Here is a 16,120-nt window from a genome sequence, read left to right as displayed (position 1 = left end):
AAATAGCTCATTTTAGCTGTAGAAATTCCAGTTAATTCCCTGAAGAGAGCCGTTTCGGCTAAATTAGCTACAGGAAATCCAGTTATTCCATTTGCAGCTCCGCCAAATAACATGGAATACGTTCATTTAGCGAAAGTGGAGGCGAAGGCTGTTACTGGCGGATTATGCCTCCAGCGGATGAACCGCCTCATGGAGCAGCTGCTCCAGCTCGGCGGTGTAAGCCGCTGTCTGCGCTTCGCTCCAGCCGAAGCGCTCCGCCAGGAAGGCCGCCGCAGGCGCCTTCCACTGCCTTGCCCACGCGATGTCGAAGAAGAGGGCGCCCGTACGGCGGATGAAGAAATCCGCCGGCTTCACGACCATCTCGCACTCGATCGCGTACACGAGCGCAGCGAGCACCGAGGCGGGCATGCCCCGCCGCGCCGCCTCACCACGGTGCTGCTCCAGCAGTGCGAATACGGTGTCCACGTTGGACCCGTATCGCTGCGCGAGCAGCATCGCCTCAGGCTCGGTCAGCCCCAGCCGCAGGCCTTGGCTGACCTTGCTGCGCAAGAACGGCGCCAGCTGCGCGGAGCCGCCCACTTCGCCGCCGGATATCGGCAGCGTCTTCGTACGGCTCGGCGGGAGCGCCGCCGAGACCTTACCTTCCGCCACCAGCATGGCGGCGATCTGGTTCACGACCGACTCGGCCATTTTACGGTAGCCGGTCAACTTGCCCCCGGCCATCGAGATGAGGCCGGATGCCGACACGAAGATTTCGTCGCGACGCGAAATCTCGGAAGGGTCTTTTCCCTCCTGATGAATCAGCGGGCGCAGCCCGGTCCAGCTCGATTCAACGTCCGCCTCCGTCAACCCGAGGGACGGAAACATCTCGTTCGCAGCACGCAGCACGTAGGTGCGATCAGCTAAAGTAATACGGGGATTCGCAATATCCCCTTTGTAGTTCGTGTCGGTCGTGCCGACATAGGTTTTGCCATCGCGCGGGATCGCAAACACCATCCGCCCGTCCGGCGTATCGAAATAAATCGCCTGCCCCAGCGGGAACCGGCTTTGATCAAAAACCAAATGCACCCCTTTGGTCAAATGCAACGTTTTGCCCTGTTTCGAGCGATCCATTTCGCGAAGGGTATCCACCCACGGCCCAGCCGCATTCACGACTTTGCTCGCATACAGCGCGTACGAAGCTGTTTGATCTTTTCCGGCTTTCCCTCCTTCAGTTCCGCCTCCAGCCGCAAGTTGATCCACAACCCGTACTCCTAGCAACGTGCCATCCTTCACAAGCAGTTCCTCGACCTTGGCATAATTCACCACCATCGCGCCGAGCTCCACCGCTTTTTTCATAACCTCAATCGTTAACCGCGCATCATCCGTGCGGTATTCTACATAGTAGCCGCCACCCCTGAGATCCTTCTTCTTGAGCAAAGGCTCGTGCTGCAATGTCACATCTGGGCTGAACATCTTGCGTCGTTCTGAGCGCTTGACCCCTGCCAAGAAATCGTACACGCGTAGGCCTAGCGAAGTAGACAGTTTACCGAACGTACCGCCTTTATAGAAAGGCAATAGCATCCACTCTGGCGTCGTCACGTGAGGACCATTTTCGTACACAATCGCACGTTCCTTACCTACCTCAGCTACTACCTTAACGTCCAACTGCTTCAAATAGCGCAAGCCGCCATGCACCAATTTCGTCGAACGACTCGACGTCCCCGAAGCAAAGTCCTGCATCTCAATCAACGCTGTGCGAAGTCCGCGACTTTGCGCATCTAGTGCAATACCCGCACCGGTAATTCCCCCGCCGATCACGATCACATCGAATTGTTGCTGCGCCATCGCCTCGAGCGTCTCTTTTCTTTGTAATCCGTTAAATGCTTTATGTTTTTCCGCTTTTTTCTCAACTGTTGTCATGGCAATCTCTCCCTTTTTATGAATAAAATAAAAAACCACAACATACCTATCACGTTTGCACGTTAAGGTCCGCTGTGGTTTCTCCTAGTCTCCAACCGAATATGAACTTGTTAGGTGTAGTATATCACTATATGCATTTATTTAAAAGCAATTGCGGCATTTACCGCCTTTTTCCATCCGCTGTACAACTTTTCTTGCAAATCCGCTTCCATTCCCTGCTCAAACGCCCGATCCACCTGCCACTGCGCCGCAATTTCCGCCTGATCCTGCCAGAAGCCAACCGCTAGACCTGCCAAATAGGCCGCTCCTAACGCCGTCGTTTCATTGATAACCGGACGCTCCACTGTGACACCCAGCATGTCGCTTTGGAACTGCATGAGGAAATCATTTTTTACCACACCGCCGTCGACTCGCAGCTTGGTGAGCTCAATGCCAGAATCATCTTCCATCGCTTGCAGCACATCTTTGGTCTGATAGGCAAGGGATTCCAGCGTTGCTCGGATAAAATGCTCCTTCGACGTCCCCCGTGTCAGCCCAAACACCGCGCCTCGCACATCACTGTCCCAATAAGGCGTCCCCAGCCCCACAAAGGCTGGAACCACGTACACCCCTTCGGTGGACACGACTCTTTTGGCATAATCCTCCGAATCCTTTGCCGATTTGATCATTCGCAGCCCGTCACGCAACCACTGAATCGCCGATCCTGCCACGAAAATACTGCCTTCCAGCGCATACTCAACCTTTCCGTTCAAGCCCCATGCTATGGTTGTCAAAAGGCCGCTGCGCGACGGAATCGCATGATTCCCTGTGTTCATCAGCATGAAGCAGCCGGTGCCGTAGGTGTTTTTGGCCATCCCTTTCTCAAAGCACGCCTGACCGAACAAGGCCGCCTGCTGATCCCCAGCCGCGCCCGCAATCGGAATCGCCGCACCGAAGAATAAGCTTTCCTGCGTATGCCCGTACACCTCCGACGAAGAACGAACGTCAGGTAGCATCGCGGCGGGAATGTTCAAATGTCCCATCAGCTCCTCGTCCCACTTCAGCTCGTGAATGTTGTAAATGAGCGTCCGCGAAGCGTTCGAGTAATCCGTGACATGGGCCTTGCCGCCCGTCAGCTTCCAAATGATCCACGTGTCCATCGTGCCAAAAAGCAAATCACCCTGCTCAGCCCTTGCTCTGGCTCCCTCGACGTGGTCGAGAATCCATTTGATTTTGGTCGCGGAGAAATATGCATCAATCAGCAACCCAGTTCGCTCGCGAAACAGGTCGTTAAGCCCCTGAGCCTTCAGTTCCTCACAAATGTCTGCGGTCTGGCGCGACTGCCACACAATGGCATGGTACACCGGCATCCCCGTATGTCGATCCCACACAACCGCCGTCTCCCGCTGGTTCGTGATGCCGATGCCCGCAATCTCTGTAGGCTGTAACCCCGTCTCGGACAAAAGCGTTGCAATCACACTTTGAATCGACAGCCAAATTTCGTTGGCATCATGCTCCACCCAACCTGGCTTCGGGAAATACTGCTTAAACTCCTGCTGAGCGGTGTGAACAATACTTCCTTTTTGATCAAATAAAATGGCTCTTGAACTCGTTGTTCCTTGATCGAGAGAAAGCATATATGAGGGCTTGGATCCCGTTGTTGTCATGATTGATTATGCCTCCTTGTCACGCCATCGTAATGCTGCCACAGCTCATGGTTTGAGGTCGTCACCGCCGTCGCACCTGCCGCAAGCGCCTGCTCCACATCATCAACGGAACGGATCAGGCCGCCTGCAAAAATCGGAATACCCGAACGCTCCTTCACCTCTTTGATAATATGCGGAATGACACCCGGCATAACCTCAATGTAATCTGGCTGTGTGCGTTCGAGCAGGGTGTAGCTTTTGTCCAGCGCCGAGCTATCCAGCAGAAAAAGCCGTTGAATCGCGAGCAAGCCGTTCTGCCTCGTCTTCGTGATGACATTGCCACGCGTCGAAATAATCCCTGCGGGGCGAATGCTTTGGCACAGAAATTCAGCCGCGAACTCGTCGTTTTTCAACCCCTCGATCAAATCCGCATGAAGCAGCATCTTCTTTCCATGGGCTCGGCCTAGGTCGACAGTGCTTTTGAGCTGGCCAATATGACTATCGAGCAGCACAATATACGTGTACGACGACTTCATGAGCTTCTCTAAATCCTTCATCTTCCGGATGGCTGGTAAAATACACTGATCCTGCAGCAACACGCGCTTCACCTCGATTCCCTAAACTTCTGAACATGAGCACCATGACAAAAAGACTCACCAAGATTTGCCTCCAGTATTCTAAGGGCAATCCAAGTGAGTCTCCAGTTCTCCGTCACATGTTATTAACTTACCTGTATTTTACTCAAAGGAGGGACGCCCTGTCAATGGTCTCAGAGGCCGCCCCCCGAAAGCTTAATTGGATAAGGCCTTTCGCACGGCCAAAATATACTTCGACTGATCGAGCGGATTAACGCCGCGCCGTTTGCGCTCTGCATGCACATCTGGAGGACTCGGCTGATAGCCTGCAAAAGACGACGTAATCACACCGCGACCACCCGACATGGCGCTAAGCTTCACAGGATATTCCAGCGATGTCGCCACTGGAAGCCGTCCCTCCAAGACGAACCTTCCACCAGCTATGTTAGGCGCATCGAAGCTCGCCCTCATCTGCACAAGATCGCTCAGCACCTTGCCGCCGAACTCTTCTGGCACGGTGATACGCACCTGAAGCATGGGCTCCAGCAACGTTGTGCCCGTCTGTGCGAGGCCTTGCATAATGCCCATCGGCGTCGCGACGGCAAAATCGAGGGGATGCGTGTGCCACACGTGATGTTCCCCCTCCACAAGCGTCACCAACACATCGGTGACCTCCCAACCGAGCAAACCCTGCTGCAGCGCCTCCGGCACGCGGCGCGCCACTTCATTCTGGTACTGCACGAGCAGCTGCTCGCCTCGTACCTGGGACTCATACACGAGCCCGCTGCCTGGCGCGCCAGTCTCGATGCGAAACCGTAAGATCGCCCAGCAAGGCTTGGGCATCGTATAGGCAATGAAGCCTTCACCCGTTTGCGAAGGCGTTTCTTTGTAGATCACGGAAGGTTGGTCAAACCTTACCGCGAGACCAAAACGCGAGCGCAAGAGACTCGTCAGAATCTCCAGCTGAATCGCGCCCATGACCTTGACGTGCAGCTCACGCTCGTCCTGCAGCCATTGCAGATCGAGGAGCGGATCTTCGTCTGTGAGCTCCTGCAGGGCAGCTACGAGTGCAGGGTACTGCGCGTCGCTCTCGGCGTGCACCTGCACCGTGAGCAGCGGCACCGCCATGCGCGGCGCAGGCGGCACGCTGTCCTGCCGGCCGAGCACATCGCCGATCCGCACCTGCGTCAAGCCGCAGACCGCCGCGATGTCGCCCGCCGCGACAACTCCTAGATCTTCCGCTTTGCGACCGTCGATCCGGCGAATCTGGGTCACCTTCTCCTCCACGCCCTGCGTGGCATTGACGACGGTGTCCCGGTTACGGATCGTCCCCTCGTAGAGGCGGACATATGCCATGCGCCCCATGCTCTTGTCGCGCTCGACCTTGAAGACCACAGCCGACAGCGGCTGCTCTGCATCGCCGCGCGGCTCAGGCAAGTAATCGAGAACCGCTGCGAGCAGCTCCTCGATGCCGATGGCTTTGCTGGAGGCACCGACCAGCAAAGGGAAAGCCTCACCCTGCCGCGCGTATCGCTGCAGGGCTGCTTTGACGTCGTGCGCCGCGATGGGCGCACCTTCAATGTAGCTCGTGAGCATCGGCTCATCGAGCTCGGAGAGCTTTTCGACCGCGGACGCGAGGTCGAATCCATGGGGCGCGCCGACTGCGAGCGCGTCGTCCAGCACGTTCTGCGCGCCGCGGAACGTGTCCTCAATGCCCAGCGGCGCATAGATCGGCACCGCCATCCCCGTGAGCTGCTTATGAATTTCCCGCAGGACGCGCTCGGGGTCGGCCCCGACACGGTCCAATTTATTCATATAAAGCAGCGTCGGGATGCGAAGTGTTTGAAGCGCATGCCAGATCATTTCCGTCTGCGATTGCACGCCTTCCACCGCAGAGATGATGAGAATCGCTCCATCCATTACGCGCAGTGAGCGCTCTACTTCCGACAAAAAATCGACATGCCCCGGCGTATCCACCAGATTAATCCACGTATTTTGCCACACTAGACTTGTCGTTGCGCTCCTAACCGAAATTCCCCGCTCACGCTCCACCTCCAGAGAATCCGTTTGTGCTGTCCCACTATCCACACTGCCAAGCGCGCGAATACGCCCGCTTAGGTACAGCAAATGCTCCGTAGTTGTCGTCTTCCCCGCATCAACGTGCGCGAAAATCCCCACGTTCCTTCTTGATGCTATGTGTTTCTCCTCTGTCATCCAGCTCCGGCCCCTTTGGCTTTCATTCTATCTTCTATTAATACCGCGGAGAAGACTCCCACTTCTTCAAGTGGCGAGGTGAATCCGCGACTTCCTGAGTTCCCCCTAAATGTTCTTCCTTTCCAAATTCATATGCGGTAAAATAAATGTAGAACATTCGTTCTAATTCGCTATATGAACTGGAGGTGAGTCATGTCAGAGTCAAAGCCAGTTTACAGAACTCATCAAGTATGGATCAAACCCGGACATCGGTTGTATCCGTACCTGGAGCAGGTGTGTCAGGATCCGGCAAGTGTTTACCGCTTTTAGGCAGAATCAACCCTTACAGCCATTACAGCAACAAGTGACGGACACCCTGCAGACGCACATTGGCTCCATGAATGAACGACTGAGCGAGAAGAAACGTTCCCGTCCGTTTCAATTACCATCACAGGAGAGTCCTTTTGTCAATTACCGCTTTCTGGACGCCCTATCGAAAGCTCCCTACGCAGAGCAGTCAAGGGGTCATGCAGGTGGTGTTCCAAAACTGGAAGTCCTTCATTGCCAGTACCACTGACTATCGTAACCATCCGGAGAAGTACAACGGAAAGCCACGTATTCCGGGCTACGCTCGCAGTCAAGCAAAAGAAGTTGTTTTTACGAATCAAGATTGCTTAATCAAAGAACGGAAATATCTCAAGCTCCCAAAAACGCGAGTGCAGCTTAACATCGGTAAGTTGGGTAGTATTGATGGGAAGTTGATGCAGGTGCGTGTTGTCCCAAGATATGGGCAATACGTAGTGGAATTGGTCTTTGCATGTCGGATTGAAAAGAAAGAAATAGAGAAAGAACATGTACTGGCGATCGACCTAGGTATCGATAATCTTGCAACTATCGTCACCACAACCGGATCCAAACCGGTGTTGTTGAAGGGCAAGGTAGTGAAATCCATCAATCAATATTACAACAAAATGAAGGCTCGCTATACAGGTATTCTTCGTCAAGGCAAGGAGCCGTATGAAGGTGCCCATACTTCGCTACGTTTAGAACGATTGCATTTGAAGCGCCATCGTAGAATTAAAGACTTGTTTCACAAGGCGAGCCATTTCATCATCAAGTTGGCTATGAAGCAAAATATCGGCACAATTGTCATCGGGCATAACGACGGTTGGAAGCGATCTTCTGATATGGGGCGACGAAATAATTAGTCATTCTGTCATGTTCCTCATCAGATGCTCCTTTCGATGATTCAATATAAAGCCGCTGAACAGGGAATAGCTGTCATCTTGACAGAAGAAGCCTACACCTCGAAAGCCAGTTTCTTGGAACATGATCCGTTGCCGCGATACAATGAAGAGGGTACTTTGACCTTCTCGAGCAAACGGATTCATCGCGGACTGTATAAGAGTGCGAAGAGTTTAATCCATGCCGATGTCAATGGCGCAGCCAACATTATGCGGAAAGTATTCCCAAAAGCATCTGCTAATGGGATAGAGGGGTTGGATGGTACAAAAACCATCAATGTGTCAACTCCACTAGTGTTAAGCATCCTGAAATAAGTAAGGTTGATACACTAGAAACCCCATCTTCAACCTTAGCTTTAGCTAAAGGTAAGTGGCGGGAGTATTCATTATACTCAAAGAGAGTCGATTTGGATAAGCCACCCATTTCTCTCTTCTTGAGAGAATGTGTAGCGAGATTGCACCGTTTTGGACATGATTTTTCAGAGGAGGATTTGTTATGCACCAGCCTACAGTGCCTACTACAACCATTAAACTTCATAACCAGCACCCTGCCATCATCGCTTTATCTCAAGCTGACCCGAAATTAGCAAGATTGATCGAGCTCATCGGTGAACTCACACTTACACCAAGCTTTCGCCCCTATGAATCTCTCGTCATGTCGATCATTTCCCAACAACTCTCAGCCAAAGCCGCATTAACGATCAAAACGAGAGTTATACAACTCATCCCCTCCATTACGCCAGAGGATATTCTGGCCACTGATGAGGAAGCCATCCGCCAATGCGGGGTCTCCTATCCCAAAATCCGCTACATCCGCGACCTCAGCACCAAGGTGCTAAGTGGTGAAGTCATGCTGGATCAGCTGCAGGATGTAGATACCACAGAACTTCTGAAGCAGCTAACTAGCGTCAAAGGGATCGGCGTCTGGACCGCTGAGATGTTTCTCATCTTCACCCTAGGTCGACCTGACATTTTATCACTTGGCGATGCCGGTCTACAGCGAGCAGCCCGCTGGCTGCATGCACTTCCCGAGCGCCCAGATAAAAACTACTTAGGCATCGCCGCCGAGGGCTGGGCGCCTTATCGCAGCTTCGGCTCCCTCTATTTGTGGCGTTCGATTGACACGGGACTTGTTGATTCCGGTCTGCCAGTGGAGGCATGCGAGAAACCGCAGCAGGGGTAGGGACGGGGACGTTCCCCCTGCATGCTGAATCAGGGGAGTAATGGGGCCATGCCCGTCTCCCCAAGGTCCAACACGCAAAAAAGCGTAAGCAGTCCTAACAGGACACTCGCGCTCTCATTTACTCGCATTTTCTTGGTGAAATTGCAGATTCTAGCTACTTCAACTACACTGCTCACTTATCCATCTACTCTTGCTTACTACCACTTCTACACTGCTCACTTACTCATCTACTCTTGCTTAACACCACAACTACTCCGCCACCTAAACCGCTCCTCAGAAGCACCTCAACAAATTTAACTGGATTTCATGTAGCTAATTTTGCCGATTTCCCCGTAAAAACGAAAATAGCTGGATTTCCTGTAGGTAATTTTCTCCCCAAGTCGCCATATCACCAAATCAGGCCATAATAGCTGTACTTTTTCCATCTAATCGTCCGATTTGATGATTTACGGCTACATTAACTGTATGTTTTCCATTTAGTTGGCCGTGCGGGCTCGTTGAGCTTATCACTCTACTTCTCACGCCCTGCATCCCCACGCAGCCCCCGCAAATACGTCTGCAACAACCGACGCAAACTCTCATCCCGATCCAGCCCCATGCGGAAGCCATTCTGAAGCTCGAGCGAGGCGAATCCGTGCACAATGCTCCGAAAACCGCGCACCACATGCAGCGCATCTTCCTCACTGAGTCCGTAAGGTGCAAGAATGCGCAACAGGAAGCTTACTACACCAGCGCCGACCTCTTGCAGCTCGGGATCTTCATAATCAGGCAGCGCTGAGATCGCCTCGTACAATCCCGGCTGCTTCCGAGCAAAATCCACATATGCCACACCAGCAGCCAACAATGCTTCATCCTCAGCTTTACCAATCACTGCTTCAATCATGGCATCTTTCACGAGGAGAAGGCCGCGCTTAGAGAGTTGCTTTCGCAGATCAGGCAAGCCCTTGATATGATTGTAAAGGGAAGGTGTTTTGATTTTTAGTTTGGTCGCCAGTGCAGCAAGCGAGAGCAGCTCAATCCCTTGTTGATCTGCGAGCTCTATTGCTGCCTGTAAAACCGATTCTGCATCTAAACCTTGTCGAGTTGCCATTTGGGGACCCCTTTTTTCTAAATTGTCGCTGTTGCGCTTTGAAATTTCGCTGTTGCTTCTTCCAGTGCTGCATTCAGCACCACTGCTGGTTGCTCAATCATACGTCCATGTCCGATTGCCAATAAGCTAGGCTCCAACTGTCTCAATCTGCGCGCACTCGCCAAGGAAGCTTCTTTACTCCACGTCGCCATCGCTGGGAACGGGAACCAGAATTTCACCACACCTGACACCGCTACTCCTCCTCGCACTTGAAAAGCATCCCCAGCAATCAACGCCCGGCTCCGCACATCAAGGAAAGCCATGGAACCTGGTGTATGACCAGGGGCAGCGAATGCTTGCAATGAACCAATTCGATCTCCATCAGCCAGCAGCACATCGGGCTTCGTCTGGATCCTTTTCGGGATGTCACCCTTAATCGGCGTTTGAGGCTCATCCGCTTCCAGCTCTACGTTGCCTGCTAACAACTTCGCATCCCTTCTGGAGATGTAAACTTGTGCATGAGGCAATTCCTTTTTCAAACCGTCTAGTGCACCAATATGATCCCCATGCGCATGGGTCAGAACGATACGTGTAATCGGCTTCCCAATTTGCTTTGCTGCCTGCAGAATACCTTTCACACTGAATGGCAAAGCCGCATCAATCAAAGTTAATTCGGCTTCTTCCTCTACCAAGTAACAATTCACTGGGAACAATCTCGGCATAAAAGCCAGCTGATACAAATGTCCGATTCGCGTTATTTTCATCTTCAACGCCTCCATTAACTATTTATATTAGTATAATAACTAATGTCATTAGTTTTGTAAATAGGCAACTTGCAATTGACTGAGTGTTCTTTATTAGACTGTGGTAAAATAGTTCTCAGATTTATCCAACAGTCCAAATGAAGTGAGTGAGGTACCTAATGAATACTGAAACTTTAGCACTTTTTAAAACGTTAACCGAAATGCAAGCCGCTCCTGGCTTTGAGCGAGAGATCCGTGCATTTGTACGCGGCGAGTTAGCCAAATATACCGATGAGTTCGTGCAGGACGCCCTTGGCAGCCTCTTCGGGGTTGTGCGCGGTGATGAGACAGGACCGCGCATCATGGTGGCGGGCCACTTCGACGAGGTCGGCTTCCTCGTGACCGGCATCACCGAGCACGGCACGGTCAAGTTCCAGCCGCTCGGCGGCTGGTTTAGTCAAGTACTGCCCGCGCAGCGCGTGCAGATCATGACCGCGAACGGACCGATCATCGGTGTGATCGGTTCCGTTCCCGTGCACTTGCTGGACGAGGCTGCGCGCAGCAAGCCCGCAGACATCAAGACGATGTACATTGACATCGGCGCTGAAAACAAAGCCGATGCCATCGCCATCGGCATCAAGCTCGGGCAGCAGATCGTGCCGATCTGCCCGTTCACACCCATGGCCAATCCGAAGCGGATTATGGCCAAGGCTTGGGACAATCGCTACGGCGTCGGCCTCGCGATTGAGCTCTTGAAGGAGCTTCACGGCGGGCCGAAGCTCCCGAACATCCTGTACGCGGGGGCCACCGTACAGGAAGAGGTCGGCGTGCGCGGTGGAAGAACGGCTGCGAATATGATTCAGCCGGACTTGTTCTACGCGCTCGATGCAAGTGCCGCCGGGGATATGACCGGCGACCGCCAAGCGTTCGGGCAGCTAGGGCGCGGAGCGCTGCTGCGGATCTTCGATCCCACGATGATCACCCACCGTGGGATGGTCGAGTTCATTCTGGATATGGCGGAGACGCATAAGATCCCATACCAGTACTTCATCTCGCAAGGCGGAACGGATGCTGGGCAGGTGCACGTGCAAGGCAGCGGGATTCCATCCGCTGTGATCGGGGTCTGCGCGCGCTACATTCACACATCCGCGTCGATTCTTCACGTGGATGATTATGCCGCAGCGAAGGAATTGCTAATTAAGCTGGTGCAAGCCAGCGATCGCACGACATTAAATACCATTCTTGCGCAAGCATAAGCAACATGTTCCACGCAAACAAGCGTAACAAGATAAATTCTTGTTGCGCTTGTTTGCATTTCATCCCTCATTATTCCTATCATCGCCTGTTATATGAGAAAACCTTTATCGAAGCTACTCGGGGATGAGGAACCGCGTTTATTGGTAGGTTTTATCGCCAATCAGAATGTAGTTTTCGGTAACCGAAATTTCATTCTTCCTGATGTGGGAAAAAATTGACATTTTTTTCATAAATATAGAACTAATGTTCCAATATATGGTACAATTAGCAATATAACTTGTTATTAGAAAGAAGGATACCTATGACTACATGCATTCGTGAAGCAACACCCCAGGATACATCAGCGATTAGTTCACTCGTTTCTCATCTTACTGGCAAACTGATTTCCCCTTTACATATTGAAAATAGGCTGTATAACCTGCGCGATAATCCGGACGAATTACTATATGTTTTTGAAGAAAAGAATCGAATTCTCGGTACATTAAGCTTTCGTATCCGTAGAGATCATGCCGTAAACAATGTCACATTTAGTGAAATCTCGGTTATTTCCTTTAAGCAAGATCCCCATAGTAACCAAGCACCTTTGGAGCAATTGAGAAGCTATGCCGAACAGCTTGCAAGTGATCATAATTGCTCTGGTATGTTGTGGCTTACTGACGTAGAATCCAGTGACAAATCCCGAACTGCCCAACCGCCCCTCGGCTTTCATGAAACCGGCTACCGTTTTGTCAAACGTTTCCTCTAGCTAGGAGGAAGTCGATTCCCCTATTCTATCAATACTGCGAAGGAGTGCTTACATGTGCTAGCTGGATTAAATGAAGGAGCTTTAAGTACACTTGTCCTTATCCTCTTCATCCTCATCCTCATTCTCGTAGTTGGCATTTTTCTATCTATTATTATGAAATCCCTTTCGGTCTGGAGCTCCAATAACAATGCACCGATTCAAGATCGATTCTGTAAGGTTGTTTCCAAACGGATACAACTCTCCGGAAGATCCAGTAATTTAAGTTCGAACACCTCTTACTATGTAACTTTTGAGTTAGAGGACCAGAGCAGATTGGAGTTGTGGATAAGCCGGCAACAGTTTGGTTATATGGTCGAGGGTGATATTGGGAATTTAACTTTTCAAGGCACTCGTTTCAAAGAGTTCGAAAGCAAGAATGCAATGTGAGCAATTCCACGAATACGTAAGCATTTATAAGAAAAAACAAAAAAACAGGCATATTTCTACCAATATTTGAATAATCTGAATATTTACAATATTTTAATAATGGGCTATTATGAATCCAAGGCAGACAGAAAGGACAACCCGTTACCTACCGGGGCAGCATCACAGAAGAGCCTTACCAACTTCTAGGAGAGGGGATAGTCCATTGGACCATGTTAGCGAAGCATGCTACTCACTTGCGCTCTAAACGAAAGGAGCCAAGTACAGGAACGTCCCACTCGTTCATCCAGCATGCGGGAAATCAGATCAGGCAGGTCATCCTTCTAGGAGAGGGGATAGTCCATTGGACCACGTTAGCGAAGCATGCTACTCACTTGCGTTCTAAACGACAGGAGCCAAGTGCAGGAACGTCCCACTCGTTCATCCAGCATGCGGGAAATCAGATCAGGCAGGTCATCATTCTAGGAAAGGAACAGAAGTGAGGGACTTGTCGTACGGTTGATGAAATGGGCAATTAATAAGTAGAAAGGACACTTTAACTTTGAAGCGGACGTATAGATTACAGCAACTGACTTGCGAATTTTCGGGGAATGGAGTGCGGAAGAACAATTGAATAGGCAAAATGGCTCATAGAGACCTCCGGTTATCATGGATAAGCGGGGGCCTCTATTTGCGAGCACACGATGTTATAGGTTGTAGATCTGAGTCTTCTGAACAATCGGTATTCGGACAATGAAGGAAGTCAGCTCTTCGACTCCACTTTCCACCGCGATCGATCCGTGATGCATCTCCACGATTTTCTTCGCGATCGACAAACCCAGCCCATTACCGCCCGCCATCCGATTTCTAGATTTATCCGCTTTGTAAAAACGTTCAAAAATATGCGTTTGATCCTCTTCTGGAATGCTTGGTCCATTATTCGAAATTCGCGTTACCGCCTCTTCTCCGTTACTGACCACACGAACAGAAATCGTGCCACTTACAGGCACAAATTTCACCGCATTATGGATCAGATTGATCCATACCTGACTGAGCAGATCCTCATCAGCCTCCACAGTTACACTATCCAGCTCGATGTCCATTTCAATATCTTTATCTATCCACTGCGGCTCACAAGCAAGAATATGATTACGCAGCTGTTTATCCAAACGGTAGCTCTTCGGTTCAAAAGGGTGATGCTGCGACTCCAAGGAAGTCAGTTTCAGCAAATTTTCACTTAGCTTGGATAGTCGTACACTTTCTGTTTCAATGATGGTCAAATAATGCTTGCGCTCTTCCGGCGACAACTGATCATTCTGCAGTGCGCGGGAGAATCCGCTAATGGACGTTAAAGGCGACTGGATCTCATGAGAGACATTCGAAATAAATTCCTGCCTCATTCGCTCCAGCTGCCCTAGCTCGGTCGCCATAAGGTTAATGGAGTTCGCCAACTCCACGAAGGGACCATTTCGCGGGTTATTGTCCACCGTTACATTAAAATCCCCTCTCGACATACTGCGTATCGCTTGATTCAAGCTTTGAAAAAAAATCAATTGATGCTTACGCAAAAATTTGCCAAGGATCGCCATGGTTATTCCCCAGAGGAACATGCCACCGAAACAGTTGATCAACTGCACAATCACTTCCGCTGGGCGTTTCCCCAGATGCGTATAAAGGTGCTCTGTGCCATAGAAGGCAGCTAGCCAATACAGGATGATAAGCACTAATACACCAAAGCCAAAAAAGAAGCCTCCAATTCGTTGGAGAATGGACTGCTTTTTGTTGCTCATCCGCCGCTGCTTCCGTCTCTCTCTCCGCTCTCTTATCTCTGCTCTGTGCTTGTTCGTCACTTCAGTACCTCCAAACGATAGCCCAAGCCTCGGATTGTAGCGATGCGAAAAGCGTGCCTCTCCTCTGGAAATCGCTCACGCAGCCGATTAATATGCACGTCGACGGTTCGTTCGTTGCCTTCATAGTCAAATCCCCAAATCTGCTCGATCAATTGATCGCGGGAGAAGGTTTTGCCCGGGTAGCTCGCGAGCTTATAGAGCAGTTCGAACTCCTTGAGCGGCAGTGTAATGCTCTCTGCGCCTACGGTAACTTCATAGGTTTTGCGGTTCATACTTAAATCGCCGGCCTGAATCGTTTGCGAGGACGCGATTTTGTAGCGCTTCAGCAGCGCTCTCACTCGCATCGCCAGCTCAAGCGGCTCGAAAGGTTTGGTGAGATAGTCGTCGGCGCCGAGCTCGAAGCCCTTGACCTTCTGGGAAGTTTCCCCTTTGGCAGTTAGCATGAGGATCGGCAGATCATAATGCTCTCTGAGCTCCTTGCAGAGCATCCATCCGTCCATGTTCGGCATCATTACATCGAGGATAACCATATCCACTTGGACGGTTTGCAGCTTCTTGAGCGCTTCGACGCCATCCGCGGCCTCAACGACATCGAATCCCTCGTTCAGCATGAAAACACGGACAAGCTCTCGAATATACGGATCATCATCTACGATCATAATCGGTGCCATGATTCATTCAACCTCACTTCTTGATGTGCTGTGGATCTAATAGAATTTAGCATAAAGGAGCAATATAAACTGTATTTAAACTAGAAACTGTTTTCGGTAAATGAAAGGGCTTTATTTGGAAAAAGTTTTATGATAAATTTGGGAAAAGGAACAGTCTGGGGGGGTGTGGCCTGTATGACAAATAACACATTGGCGGATTTCAACAAGCTGACTACCGCGGAAGCGGAAGCCCTATTCAAGCGCGAGGTGCTATCGGAAGGGTTCGCAGGTTTCAGGCGACTACTCGATAGTCTCACGGATGCGATCAAAGTGGCGGGTGACGCAGATATGGATGCCGTGGAACAGTCGGTCGCGAAAGCGAAACGACTTTTTCCTGAACCCGTTGACTTCAGCCCATCCTGGGAGAAGATTTGGCCAGAGCTCGAAAGTACAATAGCTGCCAAGAAACACATTTTCGCAAACATCACTCACGCAGAGAGAGTCGGCGAATGGCAGGTTATTATGGATAATCCGCTCGTGGTGCAAGAGGTCGTCTGCTACCCTGCATTGACATTCGAGGATGCGGCCTATCTATACGCTTATTTCCGACCGCAATTAGAGAAGTCAGAGTACATTCGTCTGCAGAAAATCCAAACGGTCATTCAGGAAATTGGCAGTTAAT

Annotated in this window: 15 protein-coding genes and 1 pseudogene; 7 read left to right on the top strand and 9 right to left on the bottom strand. The window is 51.0% G+C overall.

From position 1 onward, the window contains the following. Positions 1 to 162: 162 nt before the first annotated feature. The 4 genes from ASG89_RS13215 to ASG89_RS13200 form a co-directional block, all read right to left on the bottom strand. On the bottom strand, positions 163 to 1,902 hold the full coding sequence (locus ASG89_RS13215) for a glycerol-3-phosphate dehydrogenase/oxidase (protein WP_082593053.1): 1,740 nt from the start codon (positions 1,900 to 1,902) through the stop codon (positions 163 to 165). 137 nt (positions 1,903 to 2,039) lie between these two features. Then, positions 2,040 to 3,548 carry a glycerol kinase GlpK gene (gene glpK, locus ASG89_RS13210; protein WP_057311174.1) on the bottom strand — a complete coding sequence of 503 codons (1,509 nt, stop codon included), beginning with the start codon at positions 3,546 to 3,548 and terminating at the stop codon, positions 2,040 to 2,042. Next, positions 3,545 to 4,123 (bottom strand): glycerol-3-phosphate responsive antiterminator, encoded by a 579-nt coding sequence (locus tag ASG89_RS13205; protein ID WP_414813260.1) that lies wholly within the window; start codon positions 4,121 to 4,123, stop codon positions 3,545 to 3,547. The genes glpK and ASG89_RS13205 overlap by 4 nt, the downstream gene beginning before the upstream one ends. A 195-nt stretch (positions 4,124 to 4,318) precedes the next feature. Beyond that, positions 4,319 to 6,316, bottom strand: a complete 1,998-nt coding sequence (locus ASG89_RS13200; protein WP_057311173.1) for an elongation factor G — start codon at positions 6,314 to 6,316, stop codon at positions 4,319 to 4,321. A gap of 192 nt (positions 6,317 to 6,508) precedes the next feature. Between ASG89_RS13200 and ASG89_RS13195 the strand changes: the two are divergent. Together ASG89_RS13195 and ASG89_RS13190 are read left to right on the top strand one after the other, a co-directional pair. Next, positions 6,509 to 7,854, top strand: a pseudogene (locus ASG89_RS13195) (RNA-guided endonuclease InsQ/TnpB family protein). Between the two features lie 181 nt (positions 7,855 to 8,035). After that, on the top strand, positions 8,036 to 8,722 hold the full coding sequence (locus ASG89_RS13190; protein ID WP_057311172.1) for a DNA-3-methyladenine glycosylase family protein: 687 nt from the start codon (positions 8,036 to 8,038) through the stop codon (positions 8,720 to 8,722). Positions 8,723 to 9,015: 293 nt separating this feature from the next. Here the strand turns inward: ASG89_RS13190 and ASG89_RS38215 are convergent, their stop codons facing one another. From ASG89_RS38215 to ASG89_RS13180, 3 genes are all read right to left on the bottom strand, one after another. Beyond that, on the bottom strand, positions 9,016 to 9,147 hold the full coding sequence (locus tag ASG89_RS38215) for a hypothetical protein (protein WP_268795619.1): 132 nt from the start codon (positions 9,145 to 9,147) through the stop codon (positions 9,016 to 9,018). 86 nt (positions 9,148 to 9,233) lie between these two features. Then, positions 9,234 to 9,812, bottom strand: a complete 579-nt coding sequence (locus ASG89_RS13185; protein WP_057311171.1) for a TetR/AcrR family transcriptional regulator — start codon at positions 9,810 to 9,812, stop codon at positions 9,234 to 9,236. Between the two features lie 17 nt (positions 9,813 to 9,829). Continuing rightward, positions 9,830 to 10,555 carry an MBL fold metallo-hydrolase gene (locus ASG89_RS13180; RefSeq protein ID WP_057311170.1) on the bottom strand — a complete coding sequence of 242 codons (726 nt, stop codon included), beginning with the start codon at positions 10,553 to 10,555 and terminating at the stop codon, positions 9,830 to 9,832. A 158-nt stretch (positions 10,556 to 10,713) separates the two neighbouring features. Here ASG89_RS13180 and ASG89_RS13175 point away from each other — a divergent pair, with 158 nt between their 5' ends. The 4 genes from ASG89_RS13175 (at position 10,714) to ASG89_RS13160 (ending at position 13,441) form a co-directional block, all read left to right on the top strand. Continuing rightward, positions 10,714 to 11,790: a M42 family metallopeptidase gene (locus tag ASG89_RS13175; protein WP_057311169.1), complete on the top strand. Its 1,077-nt coding sequence runs from the start codon at positions 10,714 to 10,716 to the stop codon at positions 11,788 to 11,790. Between the two features lie 302 nt (positions 11,791 to 12,092). Next, positions 12,093 to 12,536, top strand: a complete 444-nt coding sequence (locus ASG89_RS13170) for a hypothetical protein (RefSeq protein WP_057311168.1) — start codon at positions 12,093 to 12,095, stop codon at positions 12,534 to 12,536. 54 nt (positions 12,537 to 12,590) lie between these two features. Next, positions 12,591 to 12,962, top strand: a complete 372-nt coding sequence (locus ASG89_RS13165) for a DUF2500 domain-containing protein (RefSeq protein WP_057311167.1) — start codon at positions 12,591 to 12,593, stop codon at positions 12,960 to 12,962. Positions 12,963 to 13,171: 209 nt separating this feature from the next. Continuing rightward, positions 13,172 to 13,441 carry a hypothetical protein gene (locus tag ASG89_RS13160; protein ID WP_057311166.1) on the top strand — a complete coding sequence of 90 codons (270 nt, stop codon included), beginning with the start codon at positions 13,172 to 13,174 and terminating at the stop codon, positions 13,439 to 13,441. A 204-nt stretch (positions 13,442 to 13,645) separates the two neighbouring features. Here the strand turns inward: ASG89_RS13160 and ASG89_RS13155 are convergent, their stop codons facing one another. Beyond that, the gene (locus ASG89_RS13155) at positions 13,646 to 14,788 is read right to left on the bottom strand and encodes a HAMP domain-containing sensor histidine kinase (protein WP_321166499.1); all 1,143 of its coding nucleotides are present in this window, start codon (positions 14,786 to 14,788) and stop codon (positions 13,646 to 13,648) included. Beyond that, on the bottom strand, positions 14,785 to 15,459 hold the full coding sequence (locus ASG89_RS13150; RefSeq protein ID WP_057311165.1) for a response regulator transcription factor: 675 nt from the start codon (positions 15,457 to 15,459) through the stop codon (positions 14,785 to 14,787). The genes ASG89_RS13155 and ASG89_RS13150 overlap by 4 nt, the downstream gene beginning before the upstream one ends. Before the next feature lie 174 nt (positions 15,460 to 15,633). On the opposite strand from ASG89_RS13150, the gene ASG89_RS13145 reads away from it, so the two are divergent. Next, positions 15,634 to 16,119, top strand: a complete 486-nt coding sequence (locus ASG89_RS13145) for a hypothetical protein (protein WP_057311164.1) — start codon at positions 15,634 to 15,636, stop codon at positions 16,117 to 16,119. Position 16,120 lies beyond the last annotated feature (1 nt).

Source organism: Paenibacillus sp. Soil766 (genome assembly GCF_001428105.1).
Lineage (GTDB): Bacteria > Bacillota > Bacilli > Paenibacillales > NBRC-103111 > Paenibacillus_E.
The sequence above is the reverse complement of the archived record's forward strand: the minus strand, read 5'-3'. Positions and strand labels throughout refer to the sequence as shown.